Annotated in this window: 20 protein-coding genes; 10 read left to right on the top strand and 10 right to left on the bottom strand. The window is 72.2% G+C overall.

What is annotated here, in order from left to right:
• Window positions 1-16 precede the first annotated feature (16 nt).
• From ACFYQQ_RS06330 to ACFYQQ_RS06310, 5 genes are all read right to left on the bottom strand, one after another.
• The gene (locus tag ACFYQQ_RS06330; RefSeq protein ID WP_355790449.1) at window positions 17-952 is read right to left on the bottom strand and encodes a dihydrodipicolinate synthase family protein; all 936 of its coding nucleotides are present in this window, start codon (window positions 950-952) and stop codon (window positions 17-19) included.
• 9 nt (window positions 953-961) lie between these two features.
• Window positions 962-2047, bottom strand: a complete 1086-nt coding sequence (locus ACFYQQ_RS06325) for an oligopeptide/dipeptide ABC transporter ATP-binding protein (RefSeq protein ID WP_388903717.1) — start codon at window positions 2045-2047, stop codon at window positions 962-964.
• Between the two features lie 67 nt (window positions 2048-2114).
• Window positions 2115-4103: a dipeptide/oligopeptide/nickel ABC transporter permease/ATP-binding protein gene (locus ACFYQQ_RS06320; RefSeq protein WP_388903715.1), complete on the bottom strand. Its 1989-nt coding sequence runs from the start codon at window positions 4101-4103 to the stop codon at window positions 2115-2117.
• Window positions 4104-4143: 40 nt separating this feature from the next.
• Entirely contained in the window at window positions 4144-5106 is a 963-nt protein-coding gene (locus tag ACFYQQ_RS06315; protein ID WP_355784050.1) for an ABC transporter permease, read from the bottom strand.
• 21 nt (window positions 5107-5127) lie between these two features.
• A complete protein-coding gene (locus ACFYQQ_RS06310) occupies window positions 5128-6756 on the bottom strand; it encodes an ABC transporter substrate-binding protein (RefSeq protein WP_355784047.1) in 1629 nt (542 codons plus the stop codon).
• 226 nt (window positions 6757-6982) lie between these two features.
• Here ACFYQQ_RS06310 and ACFYQQ_RS06305 point away from each other — a divergent pair, with 226 nt between their 5' ends.
• The 5 genes from ACFYQQ_RS06305 to ACFYQQ_RS06285 all read left to right on the top strand — a co-directional run bounded on the left by ACFYQQ_RS06305 (window position 6983) and on the right by ACFYQQ_RS06285 (window position 10518).
• Window positions 6983-7747, top strand: coding sequence for a FadR/GntR family transcriptional regulator (locus ACFYQQ_RS06305; RefSeq protein WP_388903712.1), 765 nt, complete (start codon window positions 6983-6985; stop codon window positions 7745-7747).
• Window positions 7748-7778: 31 nt separating this feature from the next.
• On the top strand, window positions 7779-8252 hold the full coding sequence (locus ACFYQQ_RS06300) for a protein-tyrosine phosphatase family protein (RefSeq protein ID WP_388903710.1): 474 nt from the start codon (window positions 7779-7781) through the stop codon (window positions 8250-8252).
• Between the two features lie 214 nt (window positions 8253-8466).
• Window positions 8467-8682, top strand: a complete 216-nt coding sequence (locus tag ACFYQQ_RS06295; RefSeq protein ID WP_388903708.1) for a hypothetical protein — start codon at window positions 8467-8469, stop codon at window positions 8680-8682.
• 214 nt (window positions 8683-8896) lie between these two features.
• Window positions 8897-9643: a DNA repair protein RecO gene (recO, locus tag ACFYQQ_RS06290; protein ID WP_356168721.1), complete on the top strand. Its 747-nt coding sequence runs from the start codon at window positions 8897-8899 to the stop codon at window positions 9641-9643.
• A gap of 29 nt (window positions 9644-9672) precedes the next feature.
• Window positions 9673-10518, top strand: a complete 846-nt coding sequence (locus tag ACFYQQ_RS06285; protein WP_355792659.1) for an isoprenyl transferase — start codon at window positions 9673-9675, stop codon at window positions 10516-10518.
• A 116-nt stretch (window positions 10519-10634) separates the two neighbouring features.
• Here ACFYQQ_RS06285 and ACFYQQ_RS06280 read toward each other — a convergent pair whose 3' ends face one another.
• From ACFYQQ_RS06280 to ACFYQQ_RS06265, 4 genes are read right to left on the bottom strand one after another with little or no spacing between them, the layout of a single operon-like run.
• Window positions 10635-11060: a transcriptional repressor gene (locus tag ACFYQQ_RS06280; RefSeq protein WP_355792656.1), complete on the bottom strand. Its 426-nt coding sequence runs from the start codon at window positions 11058-11060 to the stop codon at window positions 10635-10637.
• A 59-nt stretch (window positions 11061-11119) separates the two neighbouring features.
• Window positions 11120-12022 (bottom strand): metal ABC transporter permease, encoded by a 903-nt coding sequence (locus ACFYQQ_RS06275; protein ID WP_355792653.1) that lies wholly within the window; start codon window positions 12020-12022, stop codon window positions 11120-11122.
• The gene (locus tag ACFYQQ_RS06270) at window positions 12022-12789 is read right to left on the bottom strand and encodes a metal ABC transporter ATP-binding protein (protein ID WP_356168718.1); all 768 of its coding nucleotides are present in this window, start codon (window positions 12787-12789) and stop codon (window positions 12022-12024) included. Before ACFYQQ_RS06270 ends, ACFYQQ_RS06275 begins: the two co-directional genes overlap by 1 nt.
• Window positions 12790-12806: 17 nt before the next feature.
• Window positions 12807-13763 (bottom strand): zinc ABC transporter substrate-binding protein, encoded by a 957-nt coding sequence (locus tag ACFYQQ_RS06265; RefSeq protein WP_355779777.1) that lies wholly within the window; start codon window positions 13761-13763, stop codon window positions 12807-12809.
• A 173-nt stretch (window positions 13764-13936) separates the two neighbouring features.
• Here ACFYQQ_RS06265 and ACFYQQ_RS06260 point away from each other — a divergent pair, with 173 nt between their 5' ends.
• The 4 genes from ACFYQQ_RS06260 to ACFYQQ_RS06245 all read left to right on the top strand — a co-directional run bounded on the left by ACFYQQ_RS06260 (window position 13937) and on the right by ACFYQQ_RS06245 (window position 17940).
• Window positions 13937-15319: a glycine--tRNA ligase gene (locus ACFYQQ_RS06260; RefSeq protein WP_355779780.1), complete on the top strand. Its 1383-nt coding sequence runs from the start codon at window positions 13937-13939 to the stop codon at window positions 15317-15319.
• A 177-nt stretch (window positions 15320-15496) separates the two neighbouring features.
• A complete protein-coding gene (locus tag ACFYQQ_RS06255; RefSeq protein ID WP_355779782.1) occupies window positions 15497-16108 on the top strand; it encodes a LysE family translocator in 612 nt (203 codons plus the stop codon).
• Between the two features lie 207 nt (window positions 16109-16315).
• Window positions 16316-17332, top strand: coding sequence for an aldo/keto reductase (locus ACFYQQ_RS06250; protein ID WP_355779785.1), 1017 nt, complete (start codon window positions 16316-16318; stop codon window positions 17330-17332).
• Window positions 17333-17352: 20 nt separating this feature from the next.
• Window positions 17353-17940 carry a TetR family transcriptional regulator gene (locus ACFYQQ_RS06245; RefSeq protein ID WP_355779788.1) on the top strand — a complete coding sequence of 196 codons (588 nt, stop codon included), beginning with the start codon at window positions 17353-17355 and terminating at the stop codon, window positions 17938-17940.
• A gap of 22 nt (window positions 17941-17962) precedes the next feature.
• Here ACFYQQ_RS06245 and ACFYQQ_RS06240 read toward each other — a convergent pair whose 3' ends face one another.
• Window positions 17963-18418 carry a VOC family protein gene (locus tag ACFYQQ_RS06240; RefSeq protein WP_355779790.1) on the bottom strand — a complete coding sequence of 152 codons (456 nt, stop codon included), beginning with the start codon at window positions 18416-18418 and terminating at the stop codon, window positions 17963-17965.
• 21 nt (window positions 18419-18439) lie between these two features.
• Between ACFYQQ_RS06240 and ACFYQQ_RS06235 the strand changes: the two genes are divergently transcribed.
• Entirely contained in the window at window positions 18440-19057 is a 618-nt protein-coding gene (locus tag ACFYQQ_RS06235; RefSeq protein ID WP_355779793.1) for a CGNR zinc finger domain-containing protein, read from the top strand.
• Window positions 19058-19088: the final 31 nt, after the last annotated feature.

Raw genomic sequence — 19088 nt, 5'->3', positions numbered from 1 at the left:
CAGCCCTCGTGGGCCCCTACAACAGCCCCGCCGCCGCCAGGTACTTGCCCACCCGTTCCACCTCGTCCTCCGAGAGCGGCACCTGGGGCTCCGCCGTGAGCGGGCACGCGATGACGCCCCGGAGGTGCAGCGCGGCCTTGAAGGCGCCGAGCGCGGACGAGCCGGCCCCCATCCGCGCGGGGTCGCCCACGCCCACCATCCCGAACAGCGCGCACAACCGCTCCTGTTCGGCCCGGGCGCCCGCCCAGTCCCCCTCCCGGCAGAGCCGGTCCAGCCGCACGTAACCGGCCGGGTCCACGTTCCCGAGCCCGGGCACCACCCCGTCGGCCCCCATCGCCAGCGCGGAGTCGGCGATCAGCTCGGAACCGGTCAGGACGCTGAAGCCGGCGAGGTCGGGGCGGGCGCGGGCCCCCAGGACGACGGAGCGGAAGGCGCCGAGGTCGCCGCTGGAGTCCTTCAGCCCGGACAGCGTCCCGTCCGCGGCGAGTTCGAGGACCAGCTCGGCGGACAGCTTGCTGTGGACGCCGACCGGCAGGTCGTAGGCGAGGACGGGGACCGGTGAGCGCGCCGCGAGGAGCCGGTAGTGGCGGGCGATCTCGGCGGGGTGGGTGCGGGCGTAGTAGGGCGCGGTGGTGACGACCGCGTCCGCGCCGGCGGCGGTGACGGCGGCGACGTGGTCCAGGACGCGCGGGGTCGTCATGTCGATCGCCCCCGCGAGGACCGGGAGCTGTCCCGCGACGTGCCCGGCCACGGTCTCCACCACCAGCCTGCGCCGGGCGTCCGTCAGGTACGCCGCCTCCGAGGTGGAGCCGAGGACGAACAGCGCGTGCACCCCCGCCGTCACCAGATGGTCCACCAGCGCGACGAGCGAGGGGACGTCCACCTCGCCGTCCGGTGTCAGGGGGGTGCAGACGGGCGGTACGACACCGGTCAGCGGGGCGGGGATCGACATCGGTGCTCCCTAGGGCTGGTGCTGGGCCGGGACGACACCGGCCGGGGCGGTCGCCGAGGCCGCCGCGGCCTGCGCCACCAGGTCCCGCGTCGTCTGGCTCTCCTCCACAGGATGGTGGCAGCGGAAGCGGTGCCGGGGCGAGGACGCGTCCGCGAAGTCGGGCATCAGCGCGGCGCAGACGTCGTCGGCCTTCCAGCAGCGGGTGCGGAACGGGCAGCCGCTGGGCGGCCGGGTCGCCGAGGGGACCGGCCCGGCCAGCGGAATCGGGTCGATGGGGTCCAGCAGGCCGGGTGTGGCGGAGAAGAGGGCGCGGGTGTACGGGTGCCGGGCGCCCTCGGTGACCTCACCGGCCGGGGACTCCTCGACGATTCGGCCCAGGTACATGGTGACGACCCGGTCGCTCATCCTGCGTACCGTCTGGATGTCGTGCGAGACGAAGACCAGCGCCAGACCGAGCCGTTCCTTCAGGTCCAGCAGGAGGTTGAGGATCTGGGCGCGTACGGAGACGTCCAGCGCGCTGGTCGGCTCGTCGGCGACCACCAGCTCGGGGTCGAGCGCCAGGGCCCGCGCGATCGCCACGCGCTGGCGCTGGCCGCCGGACAGCTGCCCCGGCAGACCGTCGGCCAGGGCGTCCGGCAGACCGACCAGTGACATCAACTCCCGTACGCGTTCCTCCCGTTGGGCCGGTGTGCCGCGCCGGTGCACGTCGAGCGGGTCGCGCAGGATCCGCCGGACGGTCAGCCTGCGGTTCAGGGCGGTCGACGGGTCCTGGAAGATCATTCCGGTCGTGCTGCCGACGGCCAGGCGCCGTTCGGCCGGTCTCATCGACCACAGGTCGCGGTCCCGGAAGGACACCGTGCCCGCGGTCGGCCGCTCCACCCCCACCAGCACCTTGGCGAGCGTCGACTTGCCGCAGCCGGACTCGCCGACCACGCCGACCGTCTCGCCGGGGGCGACGACGAGGTCGGCGCCGGTCAGCGCGTACACCCGGTCGCGGGTGAACAGGCCGCCGCTGCGCGCCCGGTGGACGACGTGGGCGCCGGAGAGGGTGACGAGCGGGGGCGTGTCCGCGGTCGTGGGGGCGGGGATCGTCATGGGCCGGCCTCGCTTCCGCGGGTGTCCTCGTGTCCGGCGGCGGTACCGCCGTTCCCGGTCGGGGCGTTCATGTGACGGCCTCGCTCCCCGTGGCGGCCGCGGTTCCCGGGGCCAGCTCGACCGCGGGGTGGTGGCAGGCCGCCGTGTGGGCGGGCCCGCCCCGCAGCACCGGCGTCGTGGTCCGGCAGACGCCGGTCGCCACTGGGCAGCGGTCAGCGAACCGGCAGCCCGCCGGGAAGTCGGCCGGGGAGGGGACCACCCCCTTGATCTGCGTCATCCGCACCGCCGCCGACTCCAGCGACAGCACGCTGCCCAGCAGGCCCCGCGTGTAGTGGTGGGCGGGCGCCTCCACCAGGTCCGCGGTCACCCCCGTCTCCACGATCCGGCCGCCGTACATCACCACCACCCGGTCGGTGACGTCCGCGACGAGCGCGAGGTCGTGCGAGACGAGGAGCAGGGCGAAGCCGAGCTCCGCGCGCAGGCGCAGCAGCAGTTCGATGATCTGCGCCTGGACCGTCACGTCCAGCGCGGTGGTCGGCTCGTCGGCGACGATCAGCCGGGGGCCGCGCGAGAGGGCCATGGCGATCAGCACGCGCTGCCGCTGGCCTCCCGACAGCTCGTGCGGGTAACTGCGCAGCGTGCGGCCGGGATCGAGGCCGACCAGCGCCAGCAGTTCGGCGGGGGACCGGTCGCCGCCCCTGCGGACGACCTGCCGGAGCTGGGCGCGGATCGTCATCGCCGGGTTCAGCGAGGACAGCGCGTCCTGGTAGACCATCGCCATCTCGTGGCCGAGCAGCCGGCGCCGTACGCGCATCGGTTCGCCGACGAGCTGCCGCCCGTCGAAGCGCACCCGGCCGCGGACGCGCGCGCCCTTCGGTTCCAGGCCCATCACCGCGAGCGATGTCAGCGACTTGCCGCAGCCCGACTCGCCGACCAGGCCCAGCACCTCCCCGGGACGGACGTCGAAGCTGACGCCGTCGACGATGTCCACCCCGCCGTGCCGGCCGTCGAAGCCGACGGCGAGGTCCTCCACGGACAGGACGGGCCGGCCGGCGGGCAGCGGGCGGGCCCGGGAGCGCAGGCGCCGTGCGGCCTCGCTGAGCCCCGGCAGCGCGACGACCTCGCCGCTGCCCGGCCGCGGGGCCTGGAGGGGGTCCGCGTCCGCGCGCGCCGCCGCCTCGCGGGCGGCCGGCGCGGCCCAGGCGTCGGAGACACCCTCGGACAGGATGTTCAGCGACAGCACGGTGAGCAGCATCAGCAGCCCGGGGAAGACGGTCGCCCACCAGCCGCCGGTCAGCACCATGTTCTTGCCGTCCGCGATGACGCTGCCCCAGGACGGGTCCGGCGGCCGTACGCCCGCGCCGATGAACGACAGCGACGCCTCGAAGACGACCGCCTCGGCGACCTGCACGGTGCAGAACACCAGCACGGGAGCGGCGCAGTTGACGGCCACGTGCCGGAGCACGATGTGCGGGGTGCGGGCGCCGATGACCCGTTCCGCGGTGACGTAGTCCTCGCCGTACTGGTCGAGGACGTTCGCCCGGACCACGCGGGCCACCGGCGGGGTGAACAGGAAGGCGATCGCACAGATCAGCACGGTGATGCCGCCGCCGAACACGGCGACCAGGACCGCGGCGAGCGCGATGCCGGGGAAGGCCATCACCACGTCCAGACAGCGCATCAGCGTCTCGTCCACCGCCTTGCGGGAGGTCGCCGCGACCGCGCCGAGGAGCGCCCCCGCGACCAGGGCCAGCACGGTGGCGCCGAGCCCGATGGCGAGGGACCAACGGGCTCCGTACATCAGGCGGCTGAGGATGTCGCGGCCGAGGCTGTCCTGGCCCATCCAGTGCGCGCCGGACGGGTGGCCGGTGCCGTCCACCGGGGTCTGCTGGTCGAGCGGGTCGTCTGGGGCGAGCAGCGGGGCGAGGACCGCGACCAGCACGACCACGGACAGGAAGCCCACCGCGGCCTTCGACAGCGGCGGCAGCCGGCGCGGGCCGCGCAGCCGGACGCCGGGACGGGAGAGCGCCTCGGTCAGACGCGCGCGCGTGGTCACCGGACCGCCTCCCCGGCCGCCGCGCCGGGAGCCGCGGGCGTCACCGGGCCGCGTCCCGCAGACGCGGGTTGACCAGCAGGTAGAGGATGTCGATGGCGAGGTTCACGACGACGAAGCCGGTGGCCGTCGTCAGGACGACCCCCTGGACGACCGCCGGATCGCCGTTCTTCACCGCGTCGATCATCAGTTTCCCCATCCCGGGCAGGGAGAAGATCGTCTCGATGACGACCGCCCCGCCGAGCAGGTACCCGACCCGCAGGCCCAGTACGGTCAGTGGGTTGATCAGGGCGTTGCGCAGGACGTTCCGGCCGACGACCACGACCGGCGGCAGCCCGCTCCCGACGGCCGTGCGCACGTAGTCCTTGTCGAGCTCCTCGACCACGGCGGTGCGCACGATCCGGGTGAGCTGGGCGGCGACCGGCAGCGACAGCGCGAAGGCCGGCAGGGTCATGGTCTCCAGCCAGCCGCCCACCGAGTCACCGGGGTTGACGTAGCCGCCGGTCGGGAACCAGCCCCGCTCGACCGCGAGGTACTGGATCATCAGCAGCGCCAGCCAGAAGCCGGGGGCCGCGACGCCGGTGAGCGAGACGAGCCGGATGACCTGGTCGGGCAGCCGGTCCCGGTGGATGGCGGCGGTGACCCCGCCGAGCAGCGCGAGGACCACCGCGATGCCGAGCCCGAGGAAGGTCAGCTGGAGGGTGAGCGGCAGCGCGGTGGTCACCTGGTCGACGACGGGGGCGCGGGTCAGCGCGCTGGTGCCGAGGTAGCCGTGCAGCAGGTCGCCGACGAAGTGGACGTAGCGCACCGGGAAGGGGTCGAGCAGGCCGTTCTCCTCCCGGAAGTCGTGCAGTTGCTCCTCGGTAGGGTTGGCGCCCTGGAAGAACGCGGACGCCGGATCGACGTCGGAGAACCGCATCAGCAGGAACACGAAGAGCACGATGCCCAGCATCAGCGGCACCAGCAGGGCGATACGGCGGACCAGGATCCGGACGACGGTGACCACGCGCGACCACTCTCCCGCCGACTAGGCCCACTTGGCCTGGAGGAGGTTGACGCCCGGGTAGGGCTGGGCGCGCACGCCCGTGAGCCGCTTCGGGTCCCAGGCCGTCATCAGCTCGTTGTGCACCACCGGGTAGAGGACGGCCTGCTCCGCGACGACGTCGATGTAGTCCTGGATCATCGTCCTCTTGCGGTCGGGGTCCGGCTCCCGCGTCGCCTGGTCCATGTCCCGGAACAGCTTCCTGGCGACCGGGTCACCGGCCCAGCGCGCGTAGCCCATCCACAGGTTCCGGGGGCCGTAGTTGTAGTGCATGATCAGGTCGGCGTCGAGGCCGAACTGGTTCGGGTTCGAGGCGGCGGCCACCACCTGGTAGTCCCGCTTCTGGTCCATCTTCGTGAAGACGGCCGTGGTCTCCTGCGGCGAGAGGGTGGTCTTCACGCCGATCGCGTCCCAGGACGCCTTGATGGTGGGCAGGCAGTCGACGATCCAGCTGACGTTGACCGCGAGGACGTCGATCCTGAGCCCCTCGACGCCGGCCTCCTTCAGGAGCTTCCGCGCCTTGTCCGGGTCGTAGGAGTAGACCGTCTTCGCGGGCCGGTAGGCGGGGTTGGCCTCGTTGAGGAACGAAGTCGACGCCCTGCCGTGGCCCTTGAGCGCGACCTCGACCATCTTGTCGGTGTCGATGGCGTAGTGCAGCGCCTGGCGGACCCGTACGTCGTCGAAGGGCTTGTGCCGGGTGTTGAACATGAGGAAGAGGTTGTTCATGCCCGCGCCGCCCTGCACGGTCAGGCCGCTCCTCTTCAGCTGCCCGATGTTGGCGTACGGGATGTTGTCGGCGAGCTGGGCCCCCGCGCTCGCCCCGGAGATCTTCGCGACGCGCGGCGCGGCGTCCACGATGGTCAGCCAGTTCATCCTGCGGAACGCGGCCTCGCGCGGGCCGTTGTAGTCGTCGAAGGCCTCGAAGGTGGTGTTGGACTTCGGGTGGTGGGCGGTCTGCCGGTACGGGCCCGATCCCACCGCCTTGCCCTTGATCGCCTCGTCCCAGGCGCCCGCCTTGGAGAAGACGTGCTTCGGCATGATCTTCGCCAGCGTGAGCCGCGAGATCCCCTCCGGGAAGGGGAACTTGAGGATCAGCTCTACGTTCCGCGCGTCGATCTTCCGGACCGTCCGCAGCCAGGGCGCGAAGAAGCCCTTGGCGAGGGTCTGCGTGTCCGGGTCGAGGATCCGGTCGAAGACGAAGACGACGTCGTCCGCCGTGACGGGCCGGCCGTCGTGGAACCGGGCGCCCGCGCGTAACTCGAACTTCCAGGAGATGCCCGTCAGATCGGCGGGAACCTCGGTGGCGAGCGCCGCGTACGGCTCGCGGGAGATCGGGTCGGTGTCGAGCAGGCCCTCGTAGATGTGGTTGTTGGCGGCCATGGAGAACGCGGAGGCGGTCTGCGTGGGGTCCCAGCTGCCGTCGTTGCCGTAACCGATGACGGCGGTCAGCGTGCCGCCCTCGCCCCCCTTCCCGCCCCCGGTGTCGTTCGTCGACTCCGGCCCGGACGAACAGGCGGACAGCGACGAGGAGATGGCGGCGGCCGCGCCGAGCGCACCGCCGTACTTCAGGAACGACCGGCGGTGCGGCGCCGGAGAGCGGGTCACGTCGCGCACGGTTCCTCCAGCGGGAGTGGGAGCGGCTCGAACGAGGGGAACGAGGAGAGATACGACGTCCTACGTCATGGGCGGCAGCGTGACCATAGGAGGGGCCGTGGGGGCGGTCAAGGGTCCGCGCACGAATGGCGCGTATGCCACAGGTGCGACCAATGAAGCCGCGGAATCACGGGCGTTGGGGTTTGGTCCGCCGCGAGATGGGACGTCCGATGTCGGCGCGCGTACGATGCGGCGCATGGTTGAGGAGACCGGGAACCGGCCCAGGCCCACCGCCGGGACGCGCATCCCCCGTGAACGGCGCGTGAGCAGCCAGATCCAGCGCGAGGTCATGCAGCTGATCCTCGACCGCAGGCTCCAGGCGGGCGCCTCGCTGCCCACCGAGACCGAGCTGATGGAGGACCTCGGCGTGAGCCGCAACTCCGTCCGCGAGGCCCTCAAGGCGCTCCAGGCCCTGGACATAGTGGAGATCAGGCACGGCTACGGCACCTATGTCGGACAGGCCTCGCTGACCCCCCTCGTCGACGGCCTCACCTTCCGCACTCTGGCCCAGCAGGACGACGACACCAGCGCGCTCGCCGAGATCCTCCAGGTCCGCGAGGTCTTGGAGGAGGGCCTGATCCGGCGGGTCGCCGCCACGCTCTCCGAGGCCGAGCTCGACCGCCTCGAATCCGTGGTGTCCCGGATGGAGGAGGCGGGCCGCGACGGCCTGCCCTTCCCCGAACTCGACCGCGAGTTCCACGAGTTGCTGTACGCCTCGCTCGGCAACGCCCTCGTCCCGCAGCTCCTCGGCGCCTTCTGGACCGTCTTCCGGCGCGTCGCGGGCGCCCGCGGCTGGACCGACGACCCCGCGCCCGGACTGACCGTGCGCCGCCACCGCGACATCGTCACCGCCCTGCGCGCCCGCGACGTCGAGGCCGCCCAGCGCGCGATGGCGGACCACTTCCGGGGCATCGAGTCCCGCGCGGCCCAGGAGTCGCACGGAGTCGGATGACCCCGTCCCGGGCGCGATCTACGCTGAGTCGGTGACCGACACCTGGGACCCCGCCGGCGCCGGGGTGCTGCGTCTGCCCTCCGGCCGGCTGGTCCGCGGCCGCGCCCTGCGCCGTCCCCTGCCGCCCGGCACCCCCGCCCCCTCGTACGCCGTGTACCTCCTCGGCCGCCGGCCGCCCGAGGTGCCGTGGGAGTCCCACTGGCTGCGCTGGCCGGACTTCCGCCTGCCCGCCGACCACGCGGAGGCCCGCGAGGTGCTCACCGACGCCTGGCGGCGGGCCGCCGGGGAACGCGTGGAGGTCGCCTGCGGCGGCGGTCGCGGGCGCACCGGGACCGCGCTGGCCTGCCTGGCGGTCCTCGACGGCGTACCGCCCCGCGAGGCGGTCGCCTACGTCCGCTCCCACTACGACCGGCACGCGGTGGAGACGCCCTGGCAGCGGCGGTACGTGCACCGCTTCCAAGGCGGGGACGGGCCCGGACCCGCGTCCCGCACTGCGCACTTGTGAAGCACGGACTCCGGCCGAGTGTAGGTGCCCCGCGTCACACCCGGCGTGCGAAGAGTGAAACTCGCAGCCACCGGGGAGCAGGGGGGAGGCAGTGCACGTACCACCGGGGGCGATTCTCGACGCCCGGCGTCGGCGAGGCGGAGGAAGCAGTGAAGGAATTGCGGGCAGCAACAGCAAACACCGGGAACACCTCGCCGGCGCTCCGGAGCCGCCGATGAAGCCGCCGATCGGTGCGTACGTCGTCGACCTCCGCACCGGGAGGGTGGGCATCGTCATGGGGCACGAGGGTCCGTACGTCCAGCTGAGGCCCTACGGCGGCGGCCGGGAGTGGGACTGCGAGCCCGACGCCCTGCGCGGGGCCACCGTCGCCGAGCGGCTCAGCGCGGCCACCGCCTACGCCAACGCGCGCAGCCGCGGCGAGGTGCCTTGAAGCGGAGCGGCCGGCGGGGCCGACGGGGGCCGGCACCGAAAGGAGCCGCCCCGGCCCGGAGCACGGGCGCCGTAGGTGAGAATGGGGGCATGAGTCTGTTCCGCGTCGACGGCACCGCGCCGCGCCCCCGGAAGTCCGGTGAGGCGGGCCGGACCGTGCCGCGGCCGGCCCGGCGCCCCGCCGCGCGCCGACCGGGCCGGCCCGGGAGCGGGCGATGAGCCTCTTCCGCGACGACGGCGTCGTCCTGCGGACCCAGAAGCTCGGCGAGGCGGACCGGATCATCACGCTGCTGACCCGCGGCCACGGGCGCGTGCGGGCCGTGGCGCGGGGGGTGCGGCGCACCAAGTCGAAGTTCGGGGCGCGGCTCGAACCGTTCTCGCACGTGGACGTGCAGTTCTTCGCGCGGGGCAGCGAGCTGGTCGGGCGCGGGCTGCCGCTGTGCACGCAGAGCGAGACGATCGCCCCCTACGGCGGCGGGATTGTCACCGACTACGCGCGCTACACCGCGGGCACGGCCATGCTGGAGACCGCCGAGCGGTTCACCGACCACGAGGGCGAACCGGCGGTCCAGCAGTACCTGCTGCTGGTCGGCGGGCTGCGCACCCTCGCCCGCGGCGAGCACGAGCCGCATCTCGTCCTCGACGCCTTCCTGCTGCGTTCCCTGGCCGTGAACGGCTACGCGCCGAGCTTCACCGACTGCGCGAAGTGCGGGATGCCCGGACCGAACCGCTTCTTCTCGGTGGCCGCGGGCGGCTCCGTCTGCGTCGACTGCCGGGTGCCCGGCAGCGTCGTACCCTCGGCGCAGGCCCTGGAACTGCTCGGCGCGCTGCTCACGGGAGACTGGGCCACCGCGGACGCCTGCGAGGCCCGGTACGTCCGGGAGGGCAGCGGGCTGGTGTCGGCGTACCTGCACTGGCACCTGGAGCGCGGCCTGCGCTCCCTGCGGTACGTAGAGAAATAGGCGCACGGAATCAAGGAGACGAGAAACACATGGTCGTACGCGGGATCCTGGGACGCCAGCGCCGCGAGTACAGGACGCCGGAGCCGCACCCGTCCGGTGCCACGGCGCCCAAGCTGCCCGGCGAGCTGATCCCGAACCATGTGGCGGTCGTCATGGACGGGAACGGCCGGTGGGCCAAGGAGCGCGGGCTGCCGCGCACCGAGGGGCACCGGGTCGGCGAGGGTGTCGTCATGGACGTCCTCAAGGGCTGCCTGGAACTGGGCGTGAAGAACCTGTCCCTGTACGCCTTCTCGACGGAGAACTGGAAGCGCTCGCCCGACGAGGTCCGCTTCCTGATGAACTTCAACAAGGACGTCATCCGCCGCCGCCGGGACGAGATGGACGAGCTGGGCATCCGCATCCGCTGGGTCGGCCGGATGCCCAAGCTGTGGAAGTCGGTCGTCCAGGAGCTCCAGGTCGCCCAGGAGCAGACGGAGAAGAACGACGCGATGACGCTGTACTTCTGCGTCAACTACGGCGGGCGGGCCGAGCTCGCGGACGCCGCGAAGGCGCTGGCCGCCGACGTCGCCGCGGGCCGGCTCGACCCCGACAAGGTCACCGAGAAGACGATCCAGAAGTACCTGTACTACCCGGACATGCCGGACGTCGACCTCTTCCTGCGGCCCAGCGGCGAGCAGCGCATCTCCAACTACCTGATCTGGCAGTCGAGTTACGCGGAGATGGTGTTCCAGGACGTCCTGTGGCCCGACTTCGACCGCCGTGACCTGTGGCGCGCCTGCGTCGAGTACGCCTCCCGGGACCGCCGCTTCGGCGGGGCCGTCCCGAACGAGGACCTGCTCGCGATGGAGGCGGCCATGCGGGGCAACCCCGAATAGACCGGCACAGACCGGCACAGACCGGCACAGACCGGTGCACACGAAGGCGGGGCCGTGGTCCACGGCCCCGCCTTCGTCGTTCTCGTCCGGGCCGCCGACGGGCCCGGATCTTCGTGCTATCCCTCGGTGGCCGGGCACTGCGCGCACTCCGCGCAGGTGCCGAAGATCTCGACCGTGTGGGCCACGTTCACGTAGCCGTGCTCGGCGGCGATCGCCTCCGCCCACTTCTCCACGGCCGGTCCCTCGACCTCCACCGCCTTGCCGCAGACCCGGCAGACGAGGTGGTGGTGGTGCTCGCCGCTGGAGCAGCGGCGGTACACGGACTCGCCGTCGGACGTGCGCAGGACGTCCACCTCGCCGGCGTCGGCGAGCGACTGGAGCGTGCGGTAGACGGTCGTCAGGCCGACCGAGTCGCCCTTGTGCTTGAGCATGTCGTGCAGATCCTGCGCACTGCGGAACTCGTCCACCTCGTCGAGCGCCGCCGCCACGGCGGCACGCTGCCGGGTGGAGCGGCCCTTCACGGACGGTCCAGCGGTCGTCACCGGTTGCCTCCTCACGTCTGCACTTGCCGGGCCATTGTGCCAGTCCGGCCTGTCCGTGGTCAGACGCCGACCTTGCCGTCGGATCCCCGGCTGGCCGGAATCACGCACTCCGCGGGATCCCCGGCGGGCTGCGCGGCGGCCAGTGCCCGCGCGCGGCGCCGGGCCAGTGGTGCGGCCAGCAGCGTGAGCGCGAAGAAGGCGCCGATGGCCATCAGTACGATCGTCGCACCGGGCGGCACGTCCTGGTAGTACGACGTGGTGGTGCCGCCGACCATGACGGTCACGCCGATGGCGACGGCGATCGCGAAGGTGGCCGCGAAACTGCGGCTCAGCTGCTGGGCCGCCGCCACGGGGACCACCATCAGCGCCGACACCAGCAGCAGCCCGACGACCCGCATCGCGACCGTCACCGTGACCGCCGCGGTGACCGCGACCAGCAGGTTCAGGGCGCGCACCGGCAGCCCGGTGACCCGCGCGAACTCCTCGTCCTGGCTGACCGCGAAGAGCTGGCGGCGCAGGCCCACGGTGACGAGCACCACGAACCCGGCCAGCAGGCAGATGGCGGTCACGTCGGACTCCGACACCGTCGACAGGGAGCCGAAGAGGTACGAGACGAGGTTGGCGTTCGAACCGCCCGGCGCGAAGTTGATGAGCATCACGCCGCCCGCCATGCCGCCGTAGAAGAGCATGGCGAGGGCGATGTCGCCGCGGGTCTTGCCGTACCAGCGGATCAGCTCCATGAGGACGGCACCGAGGACGGAGACGAGCGTCGCCATCCACACCGGGGACCAGGACAGCAGGAAGCCGAGGCCGACACCGGTCATCGCCACGTGGCCGATGCCGTCGCCCATCAGGGCCTGGCGGCGCTGGACGAGGTAGATGCCGACGGCGGGGGCGGTGACGCCGACCAGGACGGCGGCGATCAGGGCCCGCTGCATGAAGGCGTAGTTCAGGATCTCCATCAGCTCAGCAGTCCCGTGCGAATCGGTCCGGCGCCCGCCGGTGCGTGCGGGTGTACGTGGTCGTGGCCGGGCAGCGCGTGCTGGCCGAGTGCCCGCGGGGGCGGTCCGTCGTGGGTCACGCAGCCCTCGCGCAGGACGACCGCCCGGTCGATGAGCGGCTCCAGGGGGCCCAGCTCGTGCAGGACGAGCAGGACGGTGGCGCCCTGGTCGACCTGCTCGCGCAGTGTCCGGGCGAGCACCTCCTGGCTGGCCAGGTCGACCCCCGCCATCGGCTCGTCCATGATCAGCAGCTCCGGTTCGGCGGCGAGCGCGCGGGCGATCAGCACCCGCTGGTGCTGGCCGCCGGAGAGGGCGTCGACGGAGTCCTTCGCGCGGTCGCTCATGCCGACCTGCTCCAGGGCCCGGCGGACGGCCTCGCGGTCGGCCCGGCGCAGCACGCCGAAGCGGGCGCGGGAGAGCCGCCCGGAGGAGACGACCTCGGTCACCGTCGCCGGGACGCCTCCGGCGGCCGTCGTGCGCTGCGGTACGTAGCCCACGCGCCGCCAGTCGCGGAACGCGCTCCGGGGGGTGCCGAACAGCTCGATCTCGCCCGCGGTGACGGGCACCTGTCCGATGACGGCGCGCACGGCGGTCGACTTGCCGGAGCCGTTGGCCCCGAGCAGCGCGACGACCTCGCCCCGGCCCACGGTGAGGTCGATGCCGCGCAGGACCGGGCGGGAGCCCAGCTCGGCGCGGACGCCGCGCAGGGATATGACGGGCTCACCCATGAAGTCCTCCGGTCCTCTCATTTGGCGCCCAGGGCCGCTTCGAGGGCCTTGAGGTTGGAGTTCATGACCTGCAGGTAGTCGTCGCCCGCCGACCTGTCGGTGATGCCCTCGAGCGGGTCGAGGACGGCCGTCCTGAGGCCGGCGTCCCGGGCGAGCGTCCTGGCGGTCTTGTCGGACACCAGTGTCTCGTAGAAGACCGTGGTGACGCCGTCGGCCTTGGCCTCCTGGTGGAGTTCCCTGATCCGGGCGGGGCTCGGCTCGCTCTCCGGGTCGAGGCCGGTGATGGCCTCCTGGGTCAGGCCGTAGCGCTCGGCGAGGTAGCCGAAGGCGGCGTGGTTGGTGAAGAAGACCTTGGTGCCGGTGTTCTTCAGGCCGTCCTCGAAGCGGGAGTCGAGCGCGTCGAGCTTGCCGGTCAGCGCCTCGGCGTTCTTCGCGTAGTCGGCCGCGTGGTCCGGGTCGGCCTTCTCGAAGGCGGCCGCCACGCCCTTGGCGACCTCGGCGTACTTCACCGGGTCCAGCCACACGTGCGGGTCCCGGGCGTGCTCCTCCTTCTCGGCGGACGCCTCCTCGCCCTCGTGGGCGTGCTCGACGTCGCCGTGGTCCTCCAGCTTCGTCAGCGTCGCCGCGTCGATCGTGTTCCCGACGCCGGACTGCGCGACGGCCTCGTCCACGGCGGGCTGGAGTCCCTTGAGGTAGAGCACCGCGTCGGCCTCCTGGAGCTGCGCGGTCTGCTTGGCGCTGATCTCCAGGTCGTGCGGTTCCTGGCCGGGCTTGGTGAGCGTCGTCACATTCACGTGGTCGCCGCCGATCCGCTCGGCGAGGTACTGCATCGGATAGAACGACGCGACGACGTCGAACTTGTCCGTGTTGCCCGCGGCCGCGCTGTCCGAGGAGCAGGCGGAGAGGGTGCCGATACCGACCGTGGTGGCCGCCGCGAGGGCTATGCCGGATATGTGACGCCGTCGTACGTTCATGACAGTCATTTTCAACTGAACTGGAAACGATTGTCAACAAGCTCTCTCGGCGGCCCTCTGGCGGACCGATTTGATTGTGGGGGAGGCCACGCCGGTAACCTGAAGCATTCGCTCTGAAGCAATGCTCCGCAGCATCTCGCTTCGTCGCCCGTCGTCGTAATGAAGAGAGCACCGTGGCCGCCGACAAGATCGACTCCATCGTCAGCCTGAGCAAGCGCCGTGGCTTCGTATTCCCCTGCAGTGAGATCTACGGCGGCCAGAAGGCCGCCTGGGACTACGGGCCGCTGGGTGTCGAGCTCAAGGAGAACATCAAGCGCCAGTGGTGGCGTTACATGGTCACCTCCCGCGAGGACGTCGTCGGTCTCGACTCGTCGGTGATCCTGGCCACCGAGGTCTGGGTCGCCTCCGGCCATGTCGCCACGTTCAGCGACCCCCTCACCGAGTGCACCTCCTGTCACAAGCGCTACCGCGCCGACCACCTGGAGGAGGCCTACGAGGCGAAGCACAACCGCCTCCCGGAGAACGGCCTCGCGGACATCAACTGCCCCAACTGCGGCAACAAGGGCCAGTTCACCGAGCCCAAGCAGTTCTCGGGTCTGCTCTCCACGCACCTCGGCCCCACCCAGGACAGCGGCTCGGTCGCCTACCTGCGTCCCGAGACCGCGCAGGGCATCTTCACCAACTTCGCCCAGGTCCAGCAGACCTCGCGCCGCAAGCCGCCGTTCGGCATCGCGCAGATGGGCAAGTCCTTCCGCAACGAGATCACGCCCGGCAACTTCATCTTCCGCACCCGCGAGTTCGAGCAGATGGAGATGGAGTTCTTCGTCAAGCCGGGCGAGGACGAGAAGTGGCAGGAGTTCTGGATGCAGGAGCGCTGGAACTGGTACACCGGACTCGGCCTGCGCGAGGAGAACATGCGCTGGTACGAGCACCCGGCGGAGAAGCTCTCGCACTACTCCAAGCGCACCGCCGACATCGAGTACCGCTTCCAGTTCGGTGGCAACGAGTGGGGTGAGCTGGAGGGCGTCGCCAACCGCACGGACTACGACCTGTCCGCGCACTCCAAGGCCTCCGGCCAGGACCTCTCCTACTTCGACCAGGAGGCCGGCGAGCGCTGGACCCCCTACGTCATCGAGCCCGCCGCCGGTGTCGGCCGCGCGATGCTGGCCTTCCTGCTCGACGCGTACGTCGAGGACGAGGCCCCCAACGCCAAGGGCAAGATGGAGAAGCGCACGGTGCTGCGCCTCGACCCGCGCCTGTCGCCGGTCAAGGTCGCCGTCCTGCCGCTGTCCCGCAACCCGGAGCTGTCCCCGAAGGCCAAGGGTCTCGCCTCCGCGCTGCGCCAGCACTGGAACATCGACTTCGACGACGCGGGCGCCATCGGCCGCCGCTACCGCCGCCAGGACGAGATCGGTACGCCGTTCTGCGTGACGGTCGACTTCGACACCCTCGACGACAACGCCGTCACGGTGCGCGAGCGCGACTCGATGAAGCAGGAGCGGGTCTCCCTCGACCAGATCGAGGGCTACCTGGCCGCTCGCCTCATCGGCTGCTGACGCACGCCCGGCCCAGGCCCCCGGTTCCGCCTCGCGGAGCCGGGGGCTTCGTCGTGCCCGGGGGCCGGTCAGCGGGCGCCTCGGGGCCGGGGAGTGGTCCCGGCCGGCGCATTGGTCCTGTTTCCGCGTCGCCGATTGGTCCTGGAGGCGGGGTGCCGCGCCCGCCAGGCTGGCCGCATGAGCATCGCGTTCCTGCTGACCACCCTCGTCGTGGTCGCCACTCCCGGTACCGGCGTCGTCTACACCCTGGCGGCCGGTCTCTCCCGGGGCCGGCGCGCCGGCGTCGTCGCCGCCTTCGCCTGCACGCTGGGGATCGTGCCGCACCTGCTGGCCACGGTCACCGGCGTCGCCGCCCTCATGCAGACCAGCGACACCGCCTTCCAGATCCTCAAGTATGCCGGGGTCGCCTACCTGCTGCACATGGCCTGGGCCACGCTGCGGGACAAGGAGGCACTCGTCGTGGACCGGCGGGAGGCGCCCCGACCGGCGGGCCGGGTCGTCGTATCGGGCGTGCTGGTCAACCTCCTCAACCCGAAGCTGACGATCTTCTTCTTCGCGTTCCTGCCGCAGTTCGTCGGCACCGCCGAACCGGGCTCCCTGGTACGGATGCTGATGCTCGGCGGGGTGTTCATGGCGGCGACGTTCGTCGTCTTCGCCGCGTACGGCATCCTCGCGGCCTCCCTCCGCGACCGGGTCACCTCCCGCCCCCGGGTGATGGCCTGGCTGCGCCGCAGCTTCGCGGGCTCCTTCCTGGCCCTGGGCGCGAAGCTGGCGCTGACGGCCCGCTGACGCAGGTCGCGCCGGTGCCGGGCCGGGAAGCGGGCGGGACCGGGGTGCGAAGGCGGGCCCGTACGGACCTCACTGGGACCCGGTGACACATGACAGCTGACAGATATTGAAATCTGTCAGCTGTCATGCCAGTCTGGGGGTACGCCACCGTCCGGGTCCCGCCCGGGAACGAGCCCGGTCCCCGCCCGGGAACCAGAAGGAGTCCTCATGCACACGCGCCCGCTCGGCACCACCGGCCCCCGGGTCTCCGTCCTCGGCCTCGGCTGCATGGGGATGTCCGCCCTGTACGGCGACGCGGACCGCGCCGAATCCGTAGCGACGATCCACGCCGCCCTCGAAGCGGGCGTCACCCTGCTCGACACCGGCGACTTCTACGGCATGGGCCACAACGAGATGCTGATCGGCGAGGCGCTGCGCACCGCCCCGCAGGCCCGCCGCGAACAGGCGCTGACCAGCGTGAAGTTCGGCGCCCTGCGCGACCCGGACGGCGGCTGGTCCGGCTACGACGGGCGTCCGGCCGCCGTCAGGAACTTCGCCGCGTACTCGCTCCAGAGGCTCGGCGTCGACCACATCGACGTCTACCGGATCGCCCGCGTCGACCCCGACGTGCCGATCGAGGAGACGGTCGGCGCCGTCCAGGAGCTGGTGGAGGCCGGGCACGTACGGCACATCGGGCTCAGCGAGGCGGGCGCCGACACGGTCCGCCGGGCCGCCGCCACGGCGCCGATCTCCGACCTCCAGATCGAGTACTCGCTCATCTCCCGCGGCATCGAGGACGAGATCCTGCCCGCGGTGCGCGAACTGGGCATCGGCGTCACCGCGTACGGCGTGCTCTCGCGCGGGCTCATCTCCGGCCACTTCACCCCGGACCGGCAGCTGGCGGCGAACGACTTCCGCGCCTTCAGCCCCCGCTTCCAGGGCGACAACCTGCGGCACAACCTGTCCCTCGTGGAGGCGCTGCGGAAGATCGCCGAGCAGAAGGACGTCAGCGTCGCGCAGATCGCGATCGCCTGGGTCCTCGCGCAGGCTCCGCGGCACGGCGCGGACATCGTGCCGCTGGTCGGCGCCCGCACCCGCGAGCGGCTGCACGAGGCGCTCGGCGCCCTGGACGTCACGCTGGACGCCGCCGACCTCGCCGCGGTCGAGGAGGCCGTGCCGGCCGGTGCCGCGGCGGGCGACCGCTACCCCGAGGCCCAGATGGCGCACCTCGACAGCGAGCGCTGACCGGGCGGTACGGTTTCGGCATGTCACCGACCACCGAGGCCCTGACCGCCGAGCGCATCCTGGAGGCCACCGAGGACGTGCTGCGCCGGCACGGCCCGGCCAAGGCCACCGTGGTGGACGTGGCGCGGGCGCTCGGTGTCAGTCACGGCAGCGTCTACCGCCACTTCCGCACCAAGGCGGCCCTGCGCGAGGCGGTGACCGAACGCTGGCTGGAGCGGGCCTCCGGGGCGCTGGCGGACATCGCCGAGCAGGACCGGGACCCGGAGCGGCGGCTGCGGGACTGGCTGACGGGCCTGTTCACCGCCAAGCGGCACAAGGCGGGCGACGACCCCGAGCTGTTCGCCACGTACATGGTCCTCATCGGCGAGACCAGCGAGGTCGTCGACCGCCACCTCGCCAAGCTCGTCGGCCAGCTCACCCGCATCGTCGGGGACGGCGTGGCCCTCGGCACGTTCACCGCCGTGGACCCGCCGTCCGCGGCCCGCGCGGTCCTGGACGCCACCGGCCGCTACCACGACCCCTACTACGCCCGTGACTGGCAACTGCCGGGCATCGAGGCCGAGTTCGCGGCGGTGGTGGACCTCGTGACCCGCGGGCTGCGGGCCTGACGGACTTCCGTGACCGGCCTGGTCAGGCCGCGCAGAACTCGTTGCCCTCCGGGTCGCGCATCACCCACCAGTGGCCCGCCGGCCCCTGGTCCACCTCGCGTACGCGCGTCGCGCCGAGGCCCTCCAGGCGGGCCACGAGCGCGTCGAGACCGCCGGGGCCGCTGTGGATGTCGATGTGCAGGCGGTTCTTGACACTCTTCGGCTCGGGGACGTCCTGGAAGAGCAGACGGCGTCCGTGTCCGACCCCGCTGACCTCGTCGTACGGGTCGTCGGGATGCCGGATCCCCGCGAAGCCGCGGAAGAGGCGGCGGCCGCCGTGCTCGGTGACCGCCTCCTCGGGGAGTCGGCCTGCGGCCAGCAGGCGCTCGATGAGCGGGCCCGGGTCCTCCATCTCGTACTCCAGCGCGGCCGCCCAGAAGTCCGCGAGGGCGGGCGCGTCCTGTGTGTCGATGACGAGCTTCCAGTTCAGTGCTGTCATGTAACCAGTTATATTGGTTACATGGCGGTCGAGTCCAACACCCCGGGCCTGGTGCTCAGTTCTCCCGGCGGCGCCACCTTCCGGTTCGACCCCGGCGCGCTGTGCCTGGAGCTGCTGGTCACCGGCGGACCGGACGCCTTCGCCCGGTACGAGACGCTGCACACGCCCGCCGATCTGGCCGACTGGACCCGCCGGTCGCGGCTGACCCCGACGCCCGCCCTGTCGGTCACCGAGGACGAACTCGCCGACGTCCGCCGCACGCGCGACGCGCTGTGGCGCACGGTCCTCGCCCACACGGGCGGCGAACCCCCGGCCACCGGCGACCTGACCCTCCTGAACGAAGCCGCCGCGCGCCCTCCGCTGATCCCCGCCATCGGTCCGGACGGCGCCCGGCGCTGGGCCGGCCCGGCGGACGGCCACCGCCTGCTCTCCACGGTCGCCCGCGACGCCGTCGACCTGCTCACCGGGCCCTGGTCGCACCGCGTCCGCATGTGCGCCGCCGACAACTGCCAGCTGGTGTACGTCGACACCTCGCGGCCGGGCCGCCGCCGCTGGTGCTCGATGGAGCGCTGCGGCAACCGCCACAAGGTGCGGACCCTGCGCGCACGCCGCGGCGAGGGCGTACCCGGAACGGAATGACCGTCCGCGCCCGGGGACGGGCGGGACGGTC

Origin of the sequence: Streptomyces sp. NPDC005496 (assembly GCF_042872045.1) — a bacterium.
Lineage (GTDB): Bacteria > Actinomycetota > Actinomycetes > Streptomycetales > Streptomycetaceae > Streptomyces.
Note: the sequence above shows the minus strand (reverse complement) of the source record. Positions and strands in the feature narration are given on the sequence as shown.